Raw genomic sequence first — 23,361 nt, 5'->3', positions numbered from 1 at the left:
GGGGTGTCGCAGGCGGCGAGACCGTCGCTCAGGGTGCTTCTTCGAGGCCCGTCGCAGGGGCGCGCGAAGCAGCGGCTTCGACCACCGGTGCCAGCGCAGCCTCCACGCCGTGCAGGCACGCCCGGATCTCGGAGGCGGGCGCGCCCCGGGCACACGCAGCCTCGAGTTCTGCGGCCAGGCTGACCAGTTGGCGAGCGCCCAGCAGCGCGGCCTCTGACTTGAGGTCGTGGGCCAGGCGGGCAGCCGTGACGCGATCGTCCGCCGCGGCCTCGAACCGCTCGGCGAACTGCGCTCCGCGCTCGGCAAACATGGCGAGCAGCCGGTGGTGCAGGGGGCTGCCGGGTTGCACGCCGCTGTCGCGCAGAGCGTTGTCGTCGAAAGGGCCCGGCGCTGGCAGAGGGGCCGGTGTGGGATGGATCCAGCGCGCCAGGGTGGCGAACAACTGCCCGAGCTTGATCGGCTTGGCGATGTGGTCGTTCATGCCCGCCGCAAGGGCGTCCGCGCGGTCGGACAGCATGGCGTTGGCCGTCATCGCGATCACCGGCAGCTGCGCCCAACGCGGGTCCTGGCGCAGGCGGCGCGTGGTCTCGTAGCCGTCGAGCACCGGCATCTGGCAGTCCATCAGCACGCCGTCGAAGGGCTGCTGTTCCAGCATCTGCAGCGCGCGCAGGCCGTTGTCGGCCACCGCTACGTCGACCTGGGCGCGGCGCAGGACTTCGCAGGCCAGTTCCTGGTTCACCGGGTTGTCCTCGACCAGCAGCAGCCGGATGCCGGCGAGGGCCTGCTGCTGCCGCTCGAGCACGATGTCGTCGACGGCGGGGGCGGCGGCTGCGGCGCGGGCAGGCAGCAGCACCTCCAGGCAGGCGTCCAGCAGGGTCGACGGCGTGACCGGCTTGGCCAGCATGGCGGCCACCGGCGCAGCGGCTGCGCTGGCGCGGCGCCGGGCTTCGTCGCGGCTGAATGCGGTGACCATCAGGACCGACGGCGGCTGATGCCGCAGCTGCATGCCCACCAGCCGGCGCGCCACCTCGACGCCATCCATGCCGGGCATCTTCCAGTCGAGCAGCACCAGGTTGAACGAGCGGTCGGCGCGGTCCGCTCCGGCGATGGCCGCCAGCGCGCCGGCGCCGTCGGCGGCCGTCGCGGCGTCGAGTGCCATCGCGCGGGCCATCTCGGCCATCTGCTCGCGGGCGCACTCGTTGTCATCGACGACAAGCACCCGCAGGCCCTGCAGCTGCTCGAAGCCGCGCGGCGGGGCCACCGCTGCTTCCGGCAGGCCGAAACGGGCGGTGAAGCGGAACCTGCTTCCACGCCCGGGCTCGCTGTCCACCGTGATCTCGCCGCCCATCAGCTGCACCAGCCGCCGGCAGATGACGAGGCCCAGGCCGGTGCCGCCGAAACGCCGGGTGGTGGAGCTGTCGGCCTGGGTGAAGGGCTGGAACAGGCGGGAGATCTCTTCCGGCTTCATGCCGATGCCGGTATCGCTGACCTCGAAGACGAGCTGGATGCTGCCATCCTCGCGCGCACCCTGCGCCACCGTGAGGAGCACCTCGCCGCGTTCGGTGAACTTCACCGCGTTGCTGGCCAGGTTCAGCAGCACCTGGCCGAGCCGCGTCGGGTCGCCCAGCAGCCTGCGCGGCAGGCGCGGCGGCAGCGCATACACCAGCTCGACACCTTTCTCCTCGGCCTTGAGGCCGATCACCGACGCAAGGCGGTCCAGGACGTCGTCGATGTCGAACTCCACCTGCTCCATCTCCAGGTGGCCCGCCTCGATCTTGGACAGGTCGAGGATGTCGTTGAGGATGGACAGCAGCGACTCCGCGGCGCGCTGCACGTGATGCACGTAGCGGGCCTGTGTCTCGTTCAAGCCGCTTTGCAGGGCCAGCTGGGACATGCCGAGGATGGCGTTCATGGGTGTGCGGATCTCGTGGCTCATGTTGGCCAGGAAGATCGACTTGGCCTGGTTGGCGGCCTCGGCCTGCAGACGTGCCTGCCGTTCGGCGTCGGCACGGCGGCGCTCGCTCAGGTCGAGCACGAAGCCGACCGTCTGCGGAGGCGGCCCTTCGACGAGGATGCCCCCGACCAGCACCGGCACGCGGGTCCCGTCCTTGCGCAGGTACTCCTTCTCGAACGGCTGGTAGCGGCCTGCGCCCAGCAGCTCCTGGGCGGCTTTTTCGTCGGCCGCCCGGTACTCCGGCGGCGTGACGCGCTCGGTCGTGAGCAGGCCTGCGCGCATTTCGTCGCGGCTGTAGCCGACGATGGCGAGGTAGGCATCGTTGGCATCGAGGATGTGCCCGTCCAGATCGGTGATGCGCACGGCGATGAGGTTGGAGTCCACCAGCCTCGAAATGCGCGCCTGCCATTGCTGCGAGGCCGCCTCGGCGCGCCGGCGCTGGTCGTTCTCTTGCTTCAGCGCGGCATACAGCTGAGCGGTCTCGAGCGAAATGGCGGCCTGGGCCGCCAGCATGCCCAGCGCGGTGACCTGCGTGGCGGTGAAGGCGTGCGTGCCGAGCCGGTGCTCCAGGTACAGCGCGCCGATCGCCTGTGAGCGCCGCAGCAGCGGCACGCACAGCACCGAGCGCGGGTTGCGCTGGCGCAGGCAGGCATCGCCGGCGAAGGGGTGGGGCTGTGTCGCGTCCGCCAGCAGCACGGGCTCGCGGCTGCGTCGCAGGTAGTTCAGCAGGCTGGCCGGGTGCCGCTGGTCGCCGTCTTCCACCGGCACGCCGGGGCGGTGCAGCTGCACCGTCAGCGCTTCGCCGCTCACCTCGGCCTGGGCCGCCAGTTCGAAGCGGTCGGCTGCAGCCACGTACAGGCACCCCGCCTGGGCACCAGCCTGCTCGAGGGCGATGCGCATCAGCGTCTCGAGCAGCGCGTCCAGGTCGATCTGGCTCGACAGCGCCTGTGCCGCCTTCATCAAGGCCAGCGTGTCGAGCGGGACCGCCGCTGCCGCTGCGCCTGCGCGCAGCGCCGGATGGGCGGCCTCCAGCTGGCGCAGCTTCGCCGTGGCGCCCCAGCGCGAATAGGCCGCGTGGGCATCGGCCAGGTAGGCCTCGGCCATGCGCACCATGCCGCGCGAGCGGTGGAAGGCGGCGGCCCGTTCGCTGGCCACCGCCTCCTGGTGCACCAGCATGCCGACCCTCGCCGCGGTGATCGCTTCCTCGTAGAGCTGCTCGGCCCGCAGCTCCTGGCCCTGCAGGCGGGCGAGTTCCGCCGCCACCAGCGCGTGCCGGGTCGCATAGTTCTCGGGGCTTTGCACGGCCCAGGCCGACAGGTCGGCCGCAGCCTGCTCCAGCGTGCGCAGTGCGGCTGCCTGCTCGGGGGGCGACAGCTCGCCGAAGCCGGCGGCCAGCGCGAGCGCCCGGTAGAACACGAAGGTGGGCCGCACCGCCATCGCAAACACGGCCGGCAGCACGGCTTCGGTCCGGCTTGCGGCCGGCAGCGCCGCCTGCGGCGCGCCGACGATGAACGCTGCGATCTGTTCCAGCGCGTGGACGATGCCGAGTCCTGCCAGGCTCTTCTGTTCGGCCATGCGTGCCACCGTGGCGGCATGGTCGTAGCCATCGCCGTCGAACGATGCCGGCGCCGATGTGCGACCTTGCAGGCAGCGTGCGAAACGGGCGAAGCACTGCACCACTTCCAGCGTGCCGCCGCTGTGCGTTGCATGCAGGAACTCGATGCTGCGCTCGGCCTGCGCCGACAGCTCCTCGAGCCGTTCGCCGGCTTCGACCATGTACAGGCAGGTGTTGACCGCGATCAGGGCCGCATGCACGAAGTTGCCGACTTCCAGGCAGGCGGTGAAGCCGCGGTCGAGGATGGGACGGCCGCTGGCGAACGGTCGGCGCCAGAAGTGGATGAAGCCGGCGTGCGAGAACAGCAGCATGCCGCGCCGCTTGTGGTCGTCGAGCCGCTCGTTCAGCCGCACCGCGAGCTGCGAGAAGTCGAAGGCGGCGGCGATGTCGCCGCCTGCCAGCAGCACACGGGCGTAGTAGGTGTAGACCACCGCGCTTTCTTCGCAGTTGCCGTGCCGCAGCACCAGCTGTGTGGCGTGCAGCACCAGCCGCGGAAAGATGTCGGGCCGGGCGATGTAGATGCCGGTGAAGGAATCGACGGTGAGGCCCAGCACCGTACGGATCTCGGGGTCGTCCAGCGGCGGTCCGTTCAACAGCGTCTCGATGTCGCGGCCGGCCAGCTCGCGCCTCACCGCCGCGTGCGCCTGCGCCAGCAGCGCCTGGGTGTCGCCCTCGGGGAAGGAGATGCCGAACAGGCCGAGGGCATCGAGCGCTGCCTGGGCCGCGGCGCCGAACTGGCCCGGCACGAGGCGCAGGCGGATGCGCAGGGCGCACACGCGTGCACGCTCGCGGGCCGATGACGCGCGTGCGAGCAGCGCCTGCAGGCGGCCGTCGGCGTCCTGGAAGCGGGCGACGAGGAGTTCGCTCTCGGCCAGGTCCAGCTCGAGTGCGAAGGTCTCGGCGCGGCAGGTGTCCCAGCCATCGGCCGGCCAGGCCGCTGCCGCCCTGGCGAGGTGCTCCTGCGCCAGGGCGAAGGCCAGCCGGGCCTTGGCCTGGCGACCGGCCTGCGCGTTCAGGCGCGCCAGCCGCAGCGCCAGGCTGGCATCGGTGATCAGTGCTGCGCCCAGGTTGAGCTGGTGCACCACCTCGAAGAGGTGTTCGGCCAGCGCCGCGGGCTCGAGTCCGGCGAGCAGCCTGCGGCCGATGTGCAGGTGGCGGGCGGTCCGCTCGTGCGGATCCACCAGGGCCAGCGCGGCCTCGTGCATCCGGTCGTGGGGAAAGCGATAGCGGTGGCCCACGCAGACCACGAGGCCCGCGCGCTTCGCGTCGGCCAATGCGTCGAGCGTGCTGGCGGGCGACAGGTCCAGCGCCAGCGAGAGGAGGTCGATGGATCCGTTGCCGCCCAGCAGCGCCGCATGCTCCAGCGCACGGCGCGCCAAGGGAGGCAGCCGGCGCAGGCGGCGTTCGACCAGCGCCACCACGTCGTCCGACAGCTGGCGCTCGCGGATGGTGTCGATGTCCCAGCGCCAGGCCTGGCGCCGGGCGTCGTGGAGGAGCAGCCCCTCGGCACGCAGTTCGGACAGTCTCTGCAGCACGAAGAAGGGGTTGCCGCGGGTGTGCCGGGACACCAGCGCGGCCAGCGGCTCGGCCTCCGCGGGCGAGGTGTGCAGCGCCTCGGCGACGAGCTCCGACATGGCCTTGTCATCGAGCGGCGCCAGCGGGATGCGTGTGACGTCCACGCCGCCGGCCGCCACCTGCTCGAGCATCGCGGACAGCGGATGCGACGCGTCGACCTCCTGGTCGCGGCAGGCGCCTGCCACCAGCAGCGCGCCGGTCGTGCTGCCGAGCAGCAGGTCGCGCAGCAAGCCGAGGCTGGCCACGTCAGCCCATTGCAGGTCGTCGAAGAAGATCACCAGCGGGTGCTCCGGGCGTGCAAGGACGCCGACGAAGCGCGCCAGCACCCAGCGCAGGCGGTTCTGCGCCTCGGCCGGGCCCAGCTCGACCGCAGCCGGCTGCGGTCCGAGCAGCAATGCCAGCGTGGGCACCATCTCGACCATCACCTGTGCATTGACGCCCAGCGCCTCGGCCAGCGCGGCACGCCAGGCGCTGATGCGCGCCTCCGGCTCGGCCAGCAGCTGCCGGACCAGTTCGTCCAGTGCCTGGGCCAGCGCCGCGTAGGGCACATCGCGGCGCTGCGAGTCGAACTTGGCGGCCACGAAACGGTCATGGCTGCCGGCCACGGATTCGTGCCAGGACTTCACCAGCGAGGTCTTGCCGATGCCGGCCGGACCCAGCAGCAGGACCAGCTGCGGCCGAGCCAGGGCCACCATGCGCCCGCGAGCTTCAGCCAGTGCCGCCAGCTCTGCCTGGCGGCCGTGCAGCCGCCCCGGCGGCTCGATTTCGTCGGGGGGGTCTTCGGTCCCCAGCGGGAAAGGGGCGACCGTGCCGGTGCGTTCCCATTCGGCCAGGCAGTGCTGCAGGTCGTTCAGCAATGCGTCGGCATGGCTGTAGCGCTGCTCGGCCGTCTTCGCCAGCAGCTTGAGAACCAGGTCCGACACGATCGCCGGCACGCCGGGCGACGTGCCGGACAGCGGCGCCGGCGTGCGGGCCGTGTGACAGTGCGCCCATTCCAGCGGGTCGGCCGCTTCATAGGGCGCACGCCCTGCCAGCGCCCGGTACAGCAGCAGCCCCAGCTGATAGAAGTCCGCACGGTGGTCGGCCGGCCGGTCCATGCGCCCCGTCTGTTCGGGGGCGACCCATGCCCAGTCGTCGACCGCTGCCGATTCGCCAACGCCCCGGCGGCGCCGCTCGACGGCCGCGCTCAGGTCGGCGATCCAGGTCTGGCCGGTTGCGGGCTCGAGCAGGATGTTGGCCGGGCGCAGGTCGCCGTGCGGGACCCCGGCCGCATGCAGGCCGGCCAGCGTGCGGGTCAATGCGCAGCCCATGCGCAGCGCGGCGGCCACCTCCCATGGGCGGCCATCCATCGCAGCCGACAGCGCGGCCACGTCGCGATCGCCGAGCACCATCGCCGGCAACGCCCCCTCGGTCGTGAGTTCGAGCGGCCGCAGCAGGCCTGGAATGTCGAGGCTGCGAAGCAGCGCGAATTCCTCGCGAAAGGTCGTCACGTCGACGGTCGAGACCTTCAGCAGCACGGACGAGCCGTCGGCGGTGTCCCGGGCGCGGCCGATGCGAGAGGCGCGGGTGGCCGCCAGCCACGTGATCTGGTGCCAGGACCTCGGATTCATCCCGGGCAGCCGTCGGTTCGCGATCTTTCGCGGGCTCTCGAAACTGCCCCAGTCGGCTTCAACGCCATGCCGTCCCCCGCGCTTTGGGCGCCCCGTCAAGGCGCGCGGCTAGCCTATCAGACGCTGAAGGATTTCGACTGGCTGCTACGGCAGGTTGTCGCGCAGGAAGATGTCGAGGCGGATGCGTTCCTGGTCTGGCAGGACACGTTCGCCCGACAGTGTGGCCAGCGCCAGGCGGCAGGCGGAGCGGACTTCGTGGCCCGCGTCCTGGTTGATCACCGCATCGGCCACCCCTGACAACAGCGCCTGACGCGCCTGTGGCGTGAGTTCGTGGCAGATCCAGACGATGCGGTCGGCCCGGCCGCTGCGTTCGAGCGCGGCCTGGATGCCACGGTTGCCGGCGCCGATGCTGTAGAGCCCGACCAGCCCCGTTTCGCGCTGCAGCAGCTTGGCCACCGCCGGCTCGGTGCGCGCGGAGAGGTCTTGGCCTTCGATGGGGGGAAGCAGGCTCAGGTGCGGGTACTCGGTGGCCATCACCTGCTCGAACCCGAACAGCCGCTCGGCGTGGTCGCGCAGGGCCCTGCTGCCCATCACGATGCCGACGCTGCCGGCGCGCGAGCCGACGAAGCGCCCCAGCAGGGAGGCCGCGGTGCGGCCGGCGGTCACGTTGTCGATGCCGACGAAGCGGGCGCGCCTGGACGAGGGGACATCGGAGACCAGCGTGACGACGACGACGTCGTGCGCCACGAGTTCGTCGATTGCGGCGCGCACCAGCGGGTGGTCCTGCCCCATCACGACGACGGCGTCGCAGCGGCCCCGCAGGCCGACGAGGTGGCGCGCCAGTGCGTCGGGCGAGAACACGTCGACGCGCTGCACCACGGCGGTGGCGCGCTGCTCGGCCAGCCAGGGCAGCACGGCATGCACCTGCTTGTCGAGCATGTCGACGAAGGTGTTGGTGCCCGAAGGCAGCACGAACACGACCCGGGTACGGCTCTTGCGCGCGAGACGGGCGGCGGCCGGATCGGGCCGGTAGCCCAGGCGTTCGACGACGGCGCGCACGTGTTCGACCGTGCGCTCGCGCACGCCGGCGCGGCCATGGAGCACGCGATCCACCGTTGCAAGGCTGACTCCCGCGGCTCGGGCCACGTCGTGCAGGCTGGTGCGAGGCGGATCGGACATGAGGACTATCATATGACGCTCAGGATGAGGTGCGCCACTCAAACGGGCCTTGCGGCACCGGCGCGACATCGGGGGAACCGCCATGAAGCGAGTTGCATGGGGCGTGCTGAGCACCGCCCGGATCGGGACCGATCACGTCGTGCCGGCGATGCTGGCCAGCCCGCTGGTCGAGCTGCGGGCGATCGCGTCGCGCTCTCTCGAATCGGCGCAGGCGGCTGCGGGCGCGCTGGGCATACCCCAGGCCTTCGGTTCCTATGAAGAACTCATCGCCGACCCGCATGTCGAGGCGATCTACAACCCGCTGCCCAACCACCTGCATGTGCCGCTCACGCTGCAGGCGGCCGCGGCCGGAAAGCACGTGCTGTGTGAAAAACCGATCGCCCTCGATGCGGCCGAGGCGAAGGCGCTGCGCGAGGCGTCCGCCGGGGTGCTGATCGAGGAGGCGTTCATGGTGCGCCACCATCCGCAGTGGCAGCGCGCGCGCGATCTGGTCCGTTCGGGCCGCATCGGCGAGCTGCGCGCGGTGCAGGTGTTCTTCTCGTACTTCAACGACGACCCCGCGAACATCCGCAACCAGCGGGCCACCGGCGGTGGGGCGCTGTACGACATCGGCTGCTATGCCGTCCTCGCCGGGCGCTACCTGTTCGAAGCCGAACCGCACCGCTGCGTTGCGCTGGTCGACCGCGACCCGCGCCTGGGCACCGACCGCACGACCAGCGCACTGCTGGACTTCGGCACGGGCCGCCAGCTCGCGTTCACCGTCTCGACGCAGAGCTGTCGCTACCAGCGGGTACAGGCCGTGGGGACGCGCGGGCGGGTGGAGGTGCAGATCCCGTTCAACGCACCGCAGGGCGGCGCCATGCGGATCGCCATCGACGACGGCGGCGCCGTGGACGGCAGCGGCATCACCACCGAAACCCTGCCGTCGGCCGACCAGTACCAGCTGCAGGTCGAGGCCTTCTCGCGCCGCGTGCGCGGCGAGCCGGCACCCGGATGGGGGGTCGAAGATGCCATCGCGCAAATGCAGGTGATCGACGCGCTGTGGCGCTCCGAGCGCAGTGCGCGTTGGGAAGAGATCGGCCGCGAGGGCTGATGCGCACCGCGCGCCGAGCCAAGGGAAACTCCTAGCACCGAAATGAGGTGCGCACCTCAGAATCGGCCGGATCGACCGCCGTCGGCGGTCTTTGCAATGCAGTTCAGAAGTCGGCGATCCCTGGAATCGGCTGCCAAGTGCGGCCAGCGAAAGGAGCAGCGAATGAACAAGGCAATGCTGAAGGTCGTGGCCGTCGCGCTGGCGGCGGCGCTGGCAACCGCGTCGGCGTGGGGCCAGAAGAAGACCCTCGCGGTGGTGGTCAAGGGCCTGGACAACCCGTTCTTCACGGTGCTGGGCGATGGCTGCGCGCTGTGGAACAAGGAGAACCCGAACTCCGAGTACACCTGCCTGTACACCGGCCCGGCCTCCAGTGCCGACGAGGCCGGCGAAGTGCAGATCGTCGAGGACCTGATCAACAAGGGCGTGGCCGGCATCGCGATCTCGCCGTCCAACGCGCCGGCCATGGCGAACATGCTGAAGGCGCGGCGGCCCAGGATGCCGATCATGACGATCGACGCCGACCTTGCCGCCAGCGATCGCGCGCTTCGCAAGACCTACCTGGGCACCAACAACTACGACATGGGCGTGCTGATGGCAAGGCACCTGGGGCAGCTCAAGCCCAAGGGCGGCACCGTCTGCCTGCAGCTCGGCAACGTCGCGGCAGACAACATCAATGCGCGCGCCGCCGGCTTCCGCGACACCATCAGCGGCAAGAAGGGCATCGATCGGCTCAAGGGCGAGGGCGGCTGGACCGAAATCGCCGGCTGCCCGGTGTTCACCAACGACCAGATCGACCTCGCGAATCAGCAGATGGCCGACGTTTTCACCAAGAACCCCAAGCTGGACGCGTTCATCCTGGTCGGCGGCTGGGCGCAGTTCGGCCCGCAGGCCTATGCGCAGGTCACCGACCAGGTCATGCCCAAGCTCAAGGCCAAGGAACTGATCATCATCGCGGGCGACACGCTGCCGCCGCAGCTCGACGCGCTCAAGGCCGGCCGCAGCCATGCGCAGATCGGCCAGCGCCCGTTCGAGATGGGACGTCGCGCGCCGGCGGTGCTGATCGACCTCATCAACGGCAAGCAGGTGGCCGATCCGCTCTATACCGGGCTGGACGAGTGCACCCAGGCCAACCTGGGCAAGTGCCCGGCCAAGTGACCACCGCCTGCTGAAGCGCAAGAGAAGCGCAAGAGGCGAGGGGGAGGAACGCACCGAGGTGCCGCCGGCGTCCCGATGCGCAACGCGACGACGAGCCCGGCAGCATGTCGATCCTCGAACTCTCGAACGTCTCCAAGCACTTCGGCGCGATCCATGCGCTGGCCAACGTGTCGCTGACGCTGCGCGGCGGCGAGGTCGTCGGCCTCATGGGCGACAACGGCGCAGGCAAGTCGACGCTGGTGAAGATCATCGCCGGCAACTTTCCGCCAAGCGCAGGCACGATCACGATGCTGGGGCGCCCTGTCCAGTTCACCAAGCCGTCGCAGGCGCGCGGCCAGGGCATCGAGGTGGTCTACCAGGACCTCGCGCTGTGCGACAACCTCAGCGCCGCGGAGAACGTGTTCCTCGGGCGCGAGCTCATGCGAGGCTTCGGGCCGCTGCGCTGGATCGACTACCGCGCGATGTTCCGGCGTGCCGGTGAGCTGTTCGCCGAGCTCAAGTCCGAGACGCGCCCGCAGGACCTGGTGCGCCGCATGTCGGGCGGCCAGCGCCAGGCGGTGGCCATTGCACGCACGCGGCTGTCGGATCCCAAGATCGTGCTGATGGACGAGCCCACCGCCGCCATCAGCGTGCGCCAGGTCGCCGAGGTGCTGGAGCTGATCCGCCGCCTGCGCGGCCACCAGATCGCGGTGGTGCTGATCAGCCACCGCATGCCCGATGTGTTCGCGGTCGCCGACCGCGTGGTCGTCCTGCGGCGCGGCCAGAAGGTGGCCGACAAGCCGGTGGCCCGGACCTCGCCGGAGGAGGTCACCGGCCTCATCACCGGCGCGATCGCCGCGGCCTGAAGCCACCCGGGCCACGCGATGAACAAGGCCGCTTCCATCGATGCCAGCCTCCAGGAGGTGACCGGCGGCCGGTCGCGCCGCAACGGCTGGTCCTGGCTGATCGGCCAGCAGACCTTCTGGGTCTCGGTGGCGGCCGTGCTGGCCTTTGTGTCGCTCACCCTCGCCAGCGACGTGTTCGCGACGCAGCAGAACCTGTTCAACGTGGGCCGCAACTTCGCATTCGTCGCGATCATCGCCATCGGCATGACGGCGGTCATCGTCACCGGCGGCATCGACCTGTCGGTGGGCGCGACCCTGGTGCTGTCCGGCATGGTGATCGGCATGGCGATGCATGCGGGCATGTCGATCTGGCTCGCCGTGCCGCTGGCGCTGGCCGTCTCGCTCGTGGTGGGGGCGGTCAACGGGGTGCTGATCGCCTACGTGGGCGTGCCGCCCTTCGTGGTGACGCTGGGCATGCTGTCGATCGCGCGCAGCCTCGCAATGGTGCTGTCGGACAACCGCATGGTCTATTCGTTCGGGCCCGACCAGCCGGCGCTGCTGGCGCTGGGCGGGGGCTTCGTCGAGCTGTCCGTTCCGTTCGTCGATGCGGTGCGCATTCCGAACCCGCTGGTCTTCATGGCGGTGCTGACGTTGCTGGCGAGCCTCGCGTTTCGGTGGACCCGCTGGGGACGCCATCTCTTCGCCATCGGCGGCAACGAGCGGGCGGCAGTGCTGAATGGCGTGCCGGTCAAGGCGGTCAAGGTCAGCGTGTACATGTTCTGCGCGCTGTGCGCCGGCATCGCGGGCATCCTGGAAGTGGGCTGGCTCGGCACGATCACCACGGGCCTGGGCCAGGGGATGGAGCTGACAGTCATCGCCGCAGCCGTGATCGGCGGCGCCAACCTCTCGGGCGGCATCGGCACCGCATTCGGCGCGGTGGTCGGGGCCGCGCTGATCGAAGTGATCCGCAACAGCCTGACGCTGCTGGGCATCAGCACCTTCTGGCAGGGCACCTTCGTCGGCAGCTTCATCGTCATCGCGGTGCTGTTCGACCGGCTTCGTTCACGAAGCTCGAGCGACTGACCGCCTTCATCGACTCTGAAACGCAAGGAGACCTCCATGGCGAAGAACCTCAAAGGCCCCGGCATCTACCTCGCCCAGTTCGCGGGCGACGCGGCGCCGTTCGATTCATGGGAGGCGATCACCGCCTGGGCCGGCCGGCATGGCTTCAAGGGGGTGCAGATCCCGTCGTGGGACGGCCGCCTGTTCGACCTGCAGCGCGCCGCCGAGTCGCGCGGCTACTGCGACGAGATCGTGGGCATCGCCCGGGCCAACGGCGTCGAGGTCACCGAACTGGGCACGCACCTGCAGGGCCAGCTGGTGGCGGTGCACCCGGCCTATGACGACGCCTTCGACGCCTTCGCGCCGGCCGCGGTGCACGGCAAGCCGTCGGAGCGCCAGCGCTGGGCGGTGCAGCAGATGCTGCTGTCGGCCAAGGCCAGCCGCAACCTCGGCCTGACGAGCAACGTGAGCTTCCCCGGGGCGCTGGCCTGGCCCTACCTGTACCCATGGCCGCCGCGGCCCGCCGGCCTGGTCGAGGCGGCCTTCGACGAGCTGGCCAGGCGCTGGCGGCCGATCTTCGACGCTTTCGACGAGGCCGGCTGCCACGTCTGCTTCGAGCTGCACCCCGGCGAGGACCTGTTCGACGGCACGAGCTTCGAGATGTTTCTCGAGCGTGTACAGGGCCACCCGCGCTGCTGCCTGAACTACGACCCTTCGCACTTCGTGCTGCAGCAGCTCGACTACCTCGAGTTCATCGACGTCTACCACGAACGCATCAAGGCCTTCCATGTGAAGGATGCCGAGTTCCGGCCGACCGGGCGGCAGGGCGTCTACGGCGGCTATCAGTCCTGGGTGAACCGCGCAGGGCGCTTCCGCTCGCTCGGCGACGGGCAGGTCGACTTCGGCGCGATCTTCTCGAAGATGGCGCAGTACGACTACGGCGGCTGGGCCGTGCTGGAGTGGGAATGCGCGCTGAAGCATCCAGAAGCGGGCGCGGCCGAGGGGGCCGAGTTCATCAGGCGCCACATGATCCGGGTCACCGAGAAGTCCTTCGACGACTTTGCCGGCGGCACGACCGATCGCGCGCAGATCGAGCGCATGCTCGGCCTCGCCAGCCGCTGAGGAGGGCAACGCCATGGCCATCGAGTCCTCACGCGCTGCCCCGGCTGCCGGGCGCCGCATCCGCCTGGGCATGGTGGGCGGCGGCGAAGGCGCCTTCATCGGCGCGGTGCACCGCATCGCCGCCCGGCTGGACGACCAGTACGAGCTCGTGGCCGGTGCGCTGTCTTCGGAGCCCGGCAGGGCGCTGCGCTCGGCCGAGGCGATCGGCCTGCCGCGGGGCTATCCGGACTACCTCACGATGGCGCGGGAAGAGGCCGAGCGGGCCGACGGCATCGAGGCGGTTGCGATCGTCACGCCGAACGACCAGCATGCGCCGGCGGCCGAGGCTTTCCTGAAGGCCGGCGTGCATGTCATCTGCGACAAGCCGGTGACCACGACGCTGGCCGAAGCGCAGCGCTTGAAGGCGCTCGCGCAGCAGGTGAGGCGGATCTTCGCGGTGACGCACAACTACACCGGCTATCCGATGGTGCGGCACGCGCGGCAGCTGGTTCGCGAGGGCGCGCTCGGCGAGATCCGCGTCGTGCAGGTGGAATATGCGCAGGACTGGCTGACCGAGCGGCTCGAGAGCACCGGCCAGAAGCAGGCCGCCTGGCGCACCGACCCGAAGCGTTCGGGTGCGGGCGGCTGCATCGGCGACATCGGCACGCATGCCTTCAACCTGCTGCACTACGTGACCGGCCTGAAGACGAGCGAGCTGGCGGCCGAGCTGAGCACCTTCGTCGAGGGCCGTGCGCTCGACGACAACGTGCAGGTCATGCTGCGCCTGGCCAACGGCGCGCGCGGTTGCCTGTGGGCGAGCCAAGTGGCGCCCGGCAACGAGAACGGGTTGCGGCTGCGGGTTTACGGCAGCCGGGGCGGCCTCGAATGGGCGCAGGAACAGCCGAACCAGCTGCGTCACGCGCCCTTCGGCGAGCCGGTGCGCACGGTATCTCGCGGCACCGGCGCAGTGCTGTCCGACGGGCAGCGCGTCTCGCGGCTGCCCTCTGGCCACCCCGAGGGCTACCTGGAGGCCTTTGCCACGGTGTATGGCGAGATCGCCGGGGCGATCCGCGCGGCACGCGACGGTGCGGTGCTGCCGGCCGAGGTGCACTTCCCGACGATCGACGACGGCATCGAAGGCGTGGCTTTCATCGAGGCGGCAGTGCGGTCGTCGGCCGAGAACGGCCGCTGGGTGCGGCTGTAGGCGAGGGCGGCATGGCGCTCCAGGTGAGCTTCCGGGAGGTGGTCAAGGCCTTCGGGCCGGTGCGCGTGCTGCACGGCGTCAGCTTCGACCTCGCCAGCGGCCGGGTGATCGGCCTGCTCGGCGAGAACGGTGCGGGCAAGTCGACGCTGATGAAGATCCTGGCCGGCTACGAGGCGCTCGACAACGGCGAACTGCACGTCGACGGCCGCGCCTGCCGCTTTGCCGATTCGCGCGCGGCCGAGGCCGCCGGCATCGTGATGATCCACCAGGAGTTCAACCTCGCCGACGACCTGACGGTGGCGCAGAACATCTTCCTCGGCCACGAGCGCGTGAAGGGCTGGCGGCTCGACAGCGCCGCGATGCGGCGCGAGGCCATGCATGCGCTGCAGCAGGTGGGGCTGGACATCGACCCCGACACGCGCACGCGCGACCTCATCGTGGCCGAGAAGCAGCTGGTCGAGATCGCCAAGGCGCTGTCGCGGCGGGCGCGCCTGCTGGTGATGGACGAGCCGACCGCGACGCTCACGCCGGCCGAGATCGAACGCCTGTTCGCGCTGATCCGGCGCCTGCGCGACCAGGGCGTGTGCGTCGTCTACATCTCGCACAAGCTCGACGAGGTGGAGCGCATCACCGACGAGGTGGTCGTCATGCGCGACGGCCGCTTCGTCTCCCGGGCGCCGACGGTCAGCCTGACGCGCCAGCAGATGGCCAACCTGATGGTGGGGCGCGAGCTGTCGGACATGTTCCCGCCCAGGACGGCGGCGCCCGCCGGGCCGCCGGTGCTCGAGGTGCAAGGGCTGTCGGTGCCCGGCTGGGCACACGAAGTGAGCTTCGACCTGCGCGCCGGAGAGATCCTCGGGTTCGCCGGGCTGGTGGGTTCGGGCCGCACGGAGCTGTTCGAAGGCCTGCTCGGGTTGCGGCCCTGCCGGGGCGGCGAGGTGCGCCTGAACGGCGCGGCGGCGCGCTTCGCGTCGCCCAGGCAGGCCGCCCGGCAGGGGATCACCTACCTCAGCGAGGACCGGAAAGGCCGTGGGCTGCATGTGCGGCTGCCGCTGGCCGACAACCTCACGCTGATGGACCTGGACCGCCATGCGCGCCCATGGCTCGATCACCGCAGCGAGCACCGCGCGCTGGTGCGGGCGGTCGAGCAGTTCGGCATCCGCTGCAACGACCTCGGCGCGCCGGCCTCGTCGCTGTCCGGCGGCAACCAGCAGAAGCTGGCCATCGCCAAGGTGCTGCAGCCCGGGCCGCGTGTCGTGGTGCTCGACGAGCCGACCCGCGGCGTCGACGTCGGCGCCAAGCGCGACATCTACTTCCTGATCCGTCGCCTCGCCGACGAAGGGCGCGGCATCGTCGTCGTCTCGTCCGAGCTGGTGGAGCTGATCGGCCTGTGCCACCGCGTCGTCGTGATGCGTGCCGGGCGCGTGCAGGCCACGCTGGGCGCGGACCAGCTGACCGAAGAGGAGCTCATCGCCCATGTCACCGGGACCCACTGACAGCCTCGCCGCGCCGCTGGACGGCGAGGCGGCGCATCGCACGCAGCCGCAAGGCCGGCGAAGGCTCGGCCGCAGGCTCGCCGGCGCGCGGCCGCTGATCGGGCTCGTGCTCGTGTGCCTTGCGGGGCAGCTGCTCAACAGCGACTTCGGCACCTGGGACAACATGATGAACGTGCTGACGCGCACCGCCTTCATCGGGATCATCGCCGTCGGCATGTGCTTCGTGATCATCGGTGGCGGCATCGATCTCTCGGTCGGCTCGATGGCAGCCCTGATCGCCGGCGCCGAGATCCTGCTGTTGAACGCTCTTGCGCCGCACGCGGGCTCCTCGACGATGGTGGTCGCCGCCGGCCTGGTCGCCGCCATCGCGATGGGTGCGGCGTTCGGCCTCGCGCACGGCCTGCTCATCACCAAGGGCAGCATCGAGCCGTTCATCGTCACGCTCGGCACGCTGGGTATCTTTCGCGCGGTGCTGACCTGGCTGGCCGACGGCGGCGCGATCACGCTCGACGGAACGCTCTCGGAAGCCTACGCACCGGTCTACTACGGCAGCCTGCTCGGCATCCCGGTCCCGATCTGGGTCTTCGCGGCCGTCGCGGCGGCAGGCGGCTTCCTGCTCAACGGCACCCGCTTCGGCCGTTACGTGCAGGCGATCGGCAGCAACGAGCAGGTCGCGCGGTACGCGGCGGTGGCGGTCGACCGCGTGAAGGTCGTCTCGTACGTGCTGCTGGGCGCCTGTGTCGGCGTCGCGACGGTGCTGTACGTGCCGCGGCTCGGGTCGGCCTCGCCGACGACCGGGCTGTTGTGGGAGCTGGAGGCGATCGCCGCGGTGATCGTCGGCGGCACGGCGCTGAAAGGCGGCAGCGGCAGCGTGTTCGGCACCGTCGTCGGCGCGGTGCTGCTGTCGGTCATCAGCAACATCCTGAACCTGACCAGCATCATCAGCGTGTACCTCAACGCGGCGGTGCAGGGCGTGGTGATCATCATCGTGGCCTTCCTGCAGCGGGGACGGCGGTGATGTGAGTTCCTGAGCAACGCAACCAAAGCAACTGGAGACAGAGCATGAACCGCAGATTCCTCGCGCGCACCGCGCTGGCGCTCGCCGCCGCCGCTGCGCTGACCGGCAGCCCGTCCGCATGGGCGCAGAAGAAAGTCGTGATGGGCGTCTCGATTCCCGCCGCCACACACGGCTGGACCGGAGGCGTCGTCTACTGGGCCAACCGCACGAAGAAGGAGCTCGAGAAGGAGATCCCGGGCCTGAGCGTGGTGGTCCGGACGGCCGGCTCGGCGGCCGAACAGGCCAACCAGGTGCAGGACCTGGCGACCGTCAACAAGATCGACACGCTGGTGATCCTGCCGTTCGAGTCGGCGCCGCTGACGCAGCCGGTCGCGCAGGTGAAGGGCAAGGGCGTGTTCGTCACCGTCGTCGACCGCGGCCTGAACGACCCGAATGCGCAGAACGCCTACGTGGCCGGCGACAACCCCGGCTTCGGCAAGGTGGCCGGCGAATACATGGCGAAGGCCCTGAACGGCAAGGGCAACGTCGTCGTGCTGCGCGGCATCCCGACCGTGATCGACAACGAGCGGGTGGATGCCTTCAATGCCGTGATGAAGAACCACCCCGACATCAAGGTCCTCGACGCCAAGCACGGCAACTGGAACCGCGACGACGCGTTCAAGGTGATGCAGGACTTCCTCACGCGCTTCAAGCAGATCGATGCGGTGTGGGCGTCCGACGACGACATGGCCGTCGGCGTGCAGAAGGCGATCGCCCAGGCCAAGCGCAGCGACATCAAGCTCGTGCTCGGCGGGGCGGGCTCGAAGGACTACATCAAGAAGGTGATGGATGGCGACAAGCTGGTCACCGCGGACGTGACCTACTCGCCCAGCATGATCGCCGACGCGATGAAGCTCACCGCCCGCTCACGCGCCAAGGGCGAGCCGCTGCCGGAGAAGACCATCATTCCGTCGGTGCTCATCACGAAGGACAACGCCAAGCAGTACTACTTCCCGGACTCGCCGTTCTGAACGGCCTGCACGGGCGGGCGGCGCGTCTCAGCCCGGGTACCAGACGCGCCGCGGGTCATCCGCCGCGCGCTGGTAGTCCCAGGCCGAGTCGGCCAGGCGCTCCGGGTCGTACTTCGGACGCCAGCCGAGCAGGAAGCGCGCCTTGGCGTTGTCCAGCCAGGTGGAGTGGTAGTGCGCGCGGATCGGCACCAGCGGGCAGCCGCGCGTGCGAGCCAGGTGGTCGCCCAGGCGCACATAGTCCACCGGCTCGTCCATGCACACGTTCATGAGCTGCTGGCGGGCGCGCGGCTCGTCGATGGCTGCGACGATGGCGCCCACCAGGTCGTCGACATGCACGAAGTTGCGCAGCAGGCCGTTGCCTTGCGCATCGAGCAGCACCGGGACGGCGCCCCGCCGCTCATGCTCCGCCGCGGCCTCGGCGCCGACGAGCTCGCACCAGCGGGGCGCTCCGAACACGTCGGCTGCGAAGCTGAGGTGATGCCGCAGGTCGTCCTTCTCCATGATCCAGGGGGCGCGCAGGCAGCATCCGTTGAGGTCGTACTGCAGGTAGTACTGCTGCAGCATCGTCTCCTCGAGCACCTTGGACAGCGCGTAGCAGCCGGGATAGGGGCTGTAGGCCTGCGTCTCGGTGACCGGCGCCGGGTGCGGATAGTGGAAGTGCCCCACGGCCGCATCGCCGCCGATGAGGATGAACTGGCGAAACGTGGGGCTCGCACGGCAGCCTTCGAGCAGCCAGAAGAGGCCCTTCACCGCCACGTCCATCACGTCGTCGGGGGTCTCCTTGCTGGTGGCGAGGTGGAGCACGTGGGTGACGCCCTCCAGCGCTCGCAGGACGTCCCCGCGCTCCTGGATGGCACCGAACTGGGATTCGAGGCGCGGCCGGGCCGGCAATGCGCGCCGATGACAAAGGGCCCGCACCTGCCAGCGGGTGAACGCCGGGTCGGCGAGAAGGCGGTCGATGAAGGTGCGCCCCACCTTGCCCGTGGCACCGGTGACAAGGATGAGGGGCGGCGTTGCCGTTGCCATGGCTGGACTTGCGCAGCGGGCCAGGATCGCCCGTGCAGCCGGATTTGAGTCCACGACCGCGTGGTTCTCCACTGGTGGAATCCATGAGGTGCGCACCTCAAGTGCTGGAGCTGGACGGCCGGGCTGTAGGCCTCCACCGTCACGCCGGCTGCCCCCCGTCTGCTACCCCCGGCGGCCGCCGCGGCGACAGACTGGGTCATCCATCGGACCGACTCGGAGGTACACCATGGACGACAAGACCCGCGCACAAGGCCAGGACCGCAACCGCATCAATGTCAATCAGGACTACGAAGTCCGCGACTGGGCGAAGAGGTTCGACGCTTCGCCGCAGCAGATCCGCGAGGCGGTGGAGGCGGTCGGCGACAGGGCCGACAAGGTGGAGATGCACCTGAAGGGCTCTCGCGCGTCGAGCAATGCCAGCAGCGAGCGGGCCGCGCAAGGGCGCGGCTGAGGCTGCACCGCCGAAGTCCGGGGCAACCCCTCGCCGTGGAGGCAGCGCGCCCCTGGAGCGTTACAACGCCAAGCGCAACTTCAACGTCACCTCGGAGCCGGTCGGCAGGCCGGCGCGGCGTCGCTCGAAAGCGCTGGACTTCGTCATCCAGAAGCACTGGGCCTCGCGGCTGCACTACGACTTCCGGCTGGAACTCGATGGGGTGATGCTGAGCTGGGCGGTGCCGAAGGGGCCTTCGTACGACCCCGCGGTGAAGTCCATGGCCATCCAGGTGGAGGACCATCCGCTCAGCTACAACAGCTTCGAAGGCACCATCCCGAAGGGGCAGTACGGGGCCGGCACCGTCATCGTGTGGGACCGGGGCACCTGGGAGCCGGTGGGTGATCCGCGCGAGGGGCTCGACAAGGGCAAGCTCATCTTCAAGCTGCACGGCGAAAAGCTCGCGGGGGTGTGGGAGCTGGTGCGCATCTCGAAGCCCCAGGAAGCCGGGCAGCCGCGCTGGCTGCTGCTGAAGAAGCGGGGCGACCCATGGGCGCGGCCCGTCTCGGAATACGACGTCGTCACCGCGCTGCCCGACAGCGTGGTGCAGCAGCCGCTCGGGCCGGTGGAAGAACGCGAGCCGCGGGGCAGGGCGGCCGCGGCCGAGCCCGGCGTGGACCTGGCGCGTGCGGTGCGGGCGGCGCTTCCCGCGCGCCTGGCGCCGCAGCTCGCCACCCTGGTCGACACTGCGCCGGCGTCCGGCCGGTGGGTGCTGGAATCGAAGCTCGACGGCTACCGCCTGCTGGCGCGCTGCGATGCCCATGGCGTGCGCCTGCACACCCGCAACGGCAACGACTGGACGACGAAGCTGCGGGGCCTCGAGGACGACGTGGCCGCGCTGGGTGTCACCGAGGCCTGGCTCGACGGCGAGATCGTCGTGCTCAACGAACAGGGTGCCCCCGACTTCAACCGGCTGCAGAACGCCATGGACAACAGCCGCACGAAGGAGGTCGTCTACTTCCTCTTCGACGTACCCTTCCTCGGCGGCATGGACCTGCGCGAGGTGCCGCTCAGCTCTCGCAGGGAGGTCTTGCGGGAACTGCTGGCCGGGCAGCAGCACAGCGACCGCGTGCGCTTCAGCGAGGCGTTCGAAGCCTCGCCGCAGGAATTGCTCGAGGCAGCCTGCCGCATGGGCATCGAAGGCGTGATGCTCAAGCGAGCCGATGCTCCCTACGTGAGCGCCCGTACCGACACCTGGCTCAAGCTGAAGTGCCAGCGGCGCCAGGAGTTCGTGGTGCACGGCTTCACCGACCGGACCGGCACCGACGGCGAAGTGGGCAGCCTGCTGCTGGGCTACCACGAAGACGGCCAGCTGCGCCATGCGGGCTCGGTGGGCACCGGCTGGGACCATGCGACCGGCCGGGAGCTCCACCGGCTGCTGTCGCGCCTGGAGGTGCCGCAGCCGGTGGTGGACAAGCGCACCATCAAGGCAGGGCGATGGTCCCGGAGGGGGGCGGGCTCGCAGCGATGGGTGCAGCCCTCGACCGTGGTCGAGATCGCCTTCGCCGAATGGACGCCGGACGGCCATGTCCGGCATGCCTCGTTCCGTGGCGTGCGCACCGACAAGCCGGCGTCGAGCATCGTTCGGGAAAGGCCGGCCGGCAGCGTGCCGCAAGGCGCTGCATCGGCCCCGTCGATGAAGAGCAGCATCAAGGTCACCCACCCCGAACGCATCGTCGACCCCTCCACCGGGTTCCGGAAGGTGGAGCTGGTGCGCTACTACGAGAGCATTGCCGAGCGCATGCTGCCGCACCTGAAGGACCGCCCGGTGTCGCTGGTGCGCGCGCCCGAAGGCATTGCCGGCCAGCTGTTCTTCCAGAAGCACCCCGAAACCCGCATGCCGGGTCTCACCGAACTCGACCCCGAGCTCTGGCCGGGGCATGACGCGCTGCTGGCAGTGGGCAGCGCGCAGGCGCTCGCCTGCGCGGCGCAGATGAACGTGGTGGAGTTCCACACCTGGAACTCCACCACCCGCCGCATCGACCAGCCGGACCTTGTGGTGTTCGACCTCGACCCTGGCGAAGGCGTGCCGTGGAGCCAGCTGCAGGAAGCCGCGTTGCTCACCCGTGCCCTGCTCGACGAGCTGGGCCTCGCGTCATGGCTCAAGACCTCGGGCGGCAAGGGACTGCACGTGGTGGTGCCGCTCACGCCACGGCTCGACTACGACGCCGTCAAGGGGTTCTCGCAGGCCGTGGTGGTGCACATGGCGAAGACCATTCCTCAGCGCTTCGTCGCCAGGTCGGGCGCAGCCAACCGGGTCGGCAAGGTGTTCATCGACTACCTGCGCAACGGCCATGGCCAGACCACCGTTGCGGCCTTCTCGGCGCGGGCCCGGCGCGGGCTGGGCGTGTCGATGCCGGTGGCCTGGGACCAGCTGGCGGAGCTGAAGGGCGCGGCCCAGTGGAGCATCGCCACGGCGCGCGAGTACCTGTCTTTCCAGCAGGCCGATCCGTGGCAGGACTACTGGACGACCCGGCAAACACTCACCCGGGCGATGAAGGTGCTCGGCTTCCGGCCGAAGCGGCGGGCGTAGGGTTTCGGGCAGCCGCCTTGTCATCGGGCTGCCACAAATTCAGGCGACCGAACCGGATGCCTTGGCCGGCGCGGCCTGGCGACCGCCATGCACGGGGACTGCACAGGGTTGTCCACAGCTTGTGTGGACAGTGGGCAAGTCCTGGCCCGGTCACATGCGGCACACTCGCGCCCCATGCGGATCCAGACCCGTATCGACGACCTGTCATCGCGCGAGGTGCAAGCCCTGGTGGCGGAACACCTCGCCGGCATGCACGGCAATTCCCCACCCGGGCATGTGAATGCGCTTGCGCTGGAGGCCTTGCGCAGGCCCGACGTCACGTTCTGGTCGGCATGGCGCGGAACGGACCTCTGCGGATGCGGCGCACTGAAGGAGCTGGATGCGTCCAGCGGCGAGATCAAGTCCATGAGGACTCGCGCCGGCTTCTTGCGCCAAGGCGTCGCTCAGGCTGTTCTCGACGAGATCATCAGGACGGCGCGCGAGAGGGGCTATTCGCGGCTCTGCCTCGAAACCGGAACGGGCGCTGCATTCACCGCGGCACATGCGCTGTACCTGCGCAATGGTTTCGAGTGGGGAAATCAGTTCGGGACCTATGAGGCGACAGACTTCAACCGCTTCATGACCCGGGCTCTGTGAATCAACGACACATTGCAATCCGGGACTCGCGGGTTTGCTCCATTTGCTCTCCGCATTGAGTCGAGTGAGTCTGCAAGTTGCGATTTGTAATGACTTCTCGTCGCAATGGTGAGTCTTTTGCAGGGAGCGCTGTGATACCTTGTATCCAGCGGTGCAAAAAGACATCGCAGGTCGATGCAAATCAGTGAACGTTCCTTTGTCATTTGTTTTGTGTCGTGCGGGGAGGGCCCCTCAATCTCCAATACGCCATGAGCAAGACTTATCACCAGATCCAACAAGAAATCGAAAGACTTCAGCGCGAGGCTGAAAGGCTCAGACAAGAAGAAGTGGCAGGTGTCATTGCACGCATCAAGGAGGCCATCCAGGTCTATGGACTCACCGCCGCGGATCTCGGACTGGGCGGTGCGGGCCTTCGCAAGCAACACGCCGGCAACGGCACTTCGGCAACCCGCGTCAAGTACCGCGACGAAGCGGGCAACACCTGGAGCGGTCGCGGGCCGCGTCCGCAGTGGTTGCGAGACGCCCTGGCTGCCGGTCGCTCCCTCGACGAGTTCGCGGTTCAGCGCGCGGCCGGCAAGGCGGCCCGGCGTGCCGCGGGGCGCAATGCCTCCAAGGCCGCGAAGCCGGCGCTGCGTTCGCGCGGCGTGAAGTACCGCGACGAGAACGGCAACAGCTGGACGGGCATGGGCCCGAAGCCGCGCTGGCTGAAGGAGGCGGTGGCGGCGGGCAAGACCCTGGAAGACTTCGCCGCCTGAGGCGGCGGGCGGCGCGCGGCCGCCT

The 23,361-nt window shown here is 69.8% G+C and carries 16 protein-coding genes; 13 read left to right on the top strand and 3 right to left on the bottom strand.

Features of this window, described 5'->3' with window-relative positions; translation table 11 throughout:
- Nucleotides 1-28: 28 nt before the first annotated feature.
- Together E8D38_RS00435 and E8D38_RS00430 are read right to left on the bottom strand one after the other, a co-directional pair.
- On the bottom strand, nt 29-6,754 hold the full coding sequence (locus E8D38_RS00435; protein WP_140625749.1) for a response regulator: 6,726 nt from the start codon (nt 6,752-6,754) through the stop codon (nt 29-31).
- Nucleotides 6,755-6,898: 144 nt separating this feature from the next.
- Nucleotides 6,899-7,933, bottom strand: a complete 1,035-nt coding sequence (locus E8D38_RS00430; RefSeq protein WP_246099283.1) for a LacI family DNA-binding transcriptional regulator — start codon at nt 7,931-7,933, stop codon at nt 6,899-6,901.
- Nucleotides 7,934-8,015: 82 nt separating this feature from the next.
- Between E8D38_RS00430 and E8D38_RS00425 the strand changes: the two genes are divergently transcribed.
- From E8D38_RS00425 to E8D38_RS00385, 9 genes are all read left to right on the top strand, one after another.
- A complete protein-coding gene (locus tag E8D38_RS00425; protein WP_140625747.1) occupies nt 8,016-9,026 on the top strand; it encodes a Gfo/Idh/MocA family protein in 1,011 nt (336 codons plus the stop codon).
- A gap of 162 nt (nt 9,027-9,188) precedes the next feature.
- On the top strand, nt 9,189-10,181 hold the full coding sequence (locus E8D38_RS00420) for a substrate-binding domain-containing protein (protein ID WP_140625746.1): 993 nt from the start codon (nt 9,189-9,191) through the stop codon (nt 10,179-10,181).
- Nucleotides 10,182-10,285: 104 nt separating this feature from the next.
- On the top strand, nt 10,286-11,026 hold the full coding sequence (locus E8D38_RS00415; protein ID WP_140625745.1) for an ATP-binding cassette domain-containing protein: 741 nt from the start codon (nt 10,286-10,288) through the stop codon (nt 11,024-11,026).
- 18 nt (nt 11,027-11,044) lie between these two features.
- Nucleotides 11,045-12,088 carry an ABC transporter permease gene (locus E8D38_RS00410; RefSeq protein ID WP_140625744.1) on the top strand — a complete coding sequence of 348 codons (1,044 nt, stop codon included), beginning with the start codon at nt 11,045-11,047 and terminating at the stop codon, nt 12,086-12,088.
- A gap of 36 nt (nt 12,089-12,124) precedes the next feature.
- On the top strand, nt 12,125-13,189 hold the full coding sequence (locus E8D38_RS00405) for a sugar phosphate isomerase/epimerase family protein (protein ID WP_140625743.1): 1,065 nt from the start codon (nt 12,125-12,127) through the stop codon (nt 13,187-13,189).
- Between the two features lie 13 nt (nt 13,190-13,202).
- Entirely contained in the window at nt 13,203-14,372 is a 1,170-nt protein-coding gene (locus tag E8D38_RS00400) for a Gfo/Idh/MocA family protein (protein WP_140625742.1), read from the top strand.
- 11 nt (nt 14,373-14,383) lie between these two features.
- The gene (locus E8D38_RS00395; RefSeq protein ID WP_140625741.1) at nt 14,384-15,868 is read left to right on the top strand and encodes a sugar ABC transporter ATP-binding protein; all 1,485 of its coding nucleotides are present in this window, start codon (nt 14,384-14,386) and stop codon (nt 15,866-15,868) included.
- Nucleotides 15,849-16,886 carry an ABC transporter permease gene (locus tag E8D38_RS00390; protein ID WP_140625740.1) on the top strand — a complete coding sequence of 346 codons (1,038 nt, stop codon included), beginning with the start codon at nt 15,849-15,851 and terminating at the stop codon, nt 16,884-16,886. The genes E8D38_RS00395 and E8D38_RS00390 overlap by 20 nt, the downstream gene beginning before the upstream one ends.
- A gap of 44 nt (nt 16,887-16,930) precedes the next feature.
- Entirely contained in the window at nt 16,931-17,896 is a 966-nt protein-coding gene (locus E8D38_RS00385; RefSeq protein WP_140625739.1) for an ABC transporter substrate-binding protein, read from the top strand.
- A gap of 27 nt (nt 17,897-17,923) precedes the next feature.
- Here the strand turns inward: E8D38_RS00385 and E8D38_RS00380 are convergent, their stop codons facing one another.
- On the bottom strand, nt 17,924-18,922 hold the full coding sequence (locus E8D38_RS00380; protein WP_140625738.1) for an NAD-dependent epimerase/dehydratase family protein: 999 nt from the start codon (nt 18,920-18,922) through the stop codon (nt 17,924-17,926).
- A 226-nt stretch (nt 18,923-19,148) separates the two neighbouring features.
- Between E8D38_RS00380 and E8D38_RS00375 the strand changes: the two genes are divergently transcribed.
- The 4 genes from E8D38_RS00375 to E8D38_RS29415 all read left to right on the top strand — a co-directional run bounded on the left by E8D38_RS00375 (nt 19,149) and on the right by E8D38_RS29415 (nt 23,336).
- Entirely contained in the window at nt 19,149-19,373 is a 225-nt protein-coding gene (locus E8D38_RS00375) for a DUF3606 domain-containing protein (RefSeq protein WP_140625737.1), read from the top strand.
- A complete protein-coding gene (ligD, locus tag E8D38_RS00370; protein ID WP_140625736.1) occupies nt 19,336-21,945 on the top strand; it encodes a DNA ligase D in 2,610 nt (869 codons plus the stop codon). The genes E8D38_RS00375 and ligD overlap by 38 nt, the downstream gene beginning before the upstream one ends.
- A 174-nt stretch (nt 21,946-22,119) precedes the next feature.
- Nucleotides 22,120-22,581 carry a GNAT family N-acetyltransferase gene (locus E8D38_RS00365; RefSeq protein WP_140625735.1) on the top strand — a complete coding sequence of 154 codons (462 nt, stop codon included), beginning with the start codon at nt 22,120-22,122 and terminating at the stop codon, nt 22,579-22,581.
- A gap of 248 nt (nt 22,582-22,829) precedes the next feature.
- Nucleotides 22,830-23,336, top strand: a complete 507-nt coding sequence (locus E8D38_RS29415; protein ID WP_342779503.1) for an H-NS family nucleoid-associated regulatory protein — start codon at nt 22,830-22,832, stop codon at nt 23,334-23,336.
- Nucleotides 23,337-23,361: the final 25 nt, after the last annotated feature.

The sequence above is a fragment of the Methylibium rhizosphaerae genome, from assembly GCF_006386545.1.
Lineage (GTDB): Bacteria > Pseudomonadota > Gammaproteobacteria > Burkholderiales > Burkholderiaceae_C > Pseudorivibacter > Pseudorivibacter rhizosphaerae.
This window is presented reverse-complemented; position numbering and strand designations above follow the sequence as displayed.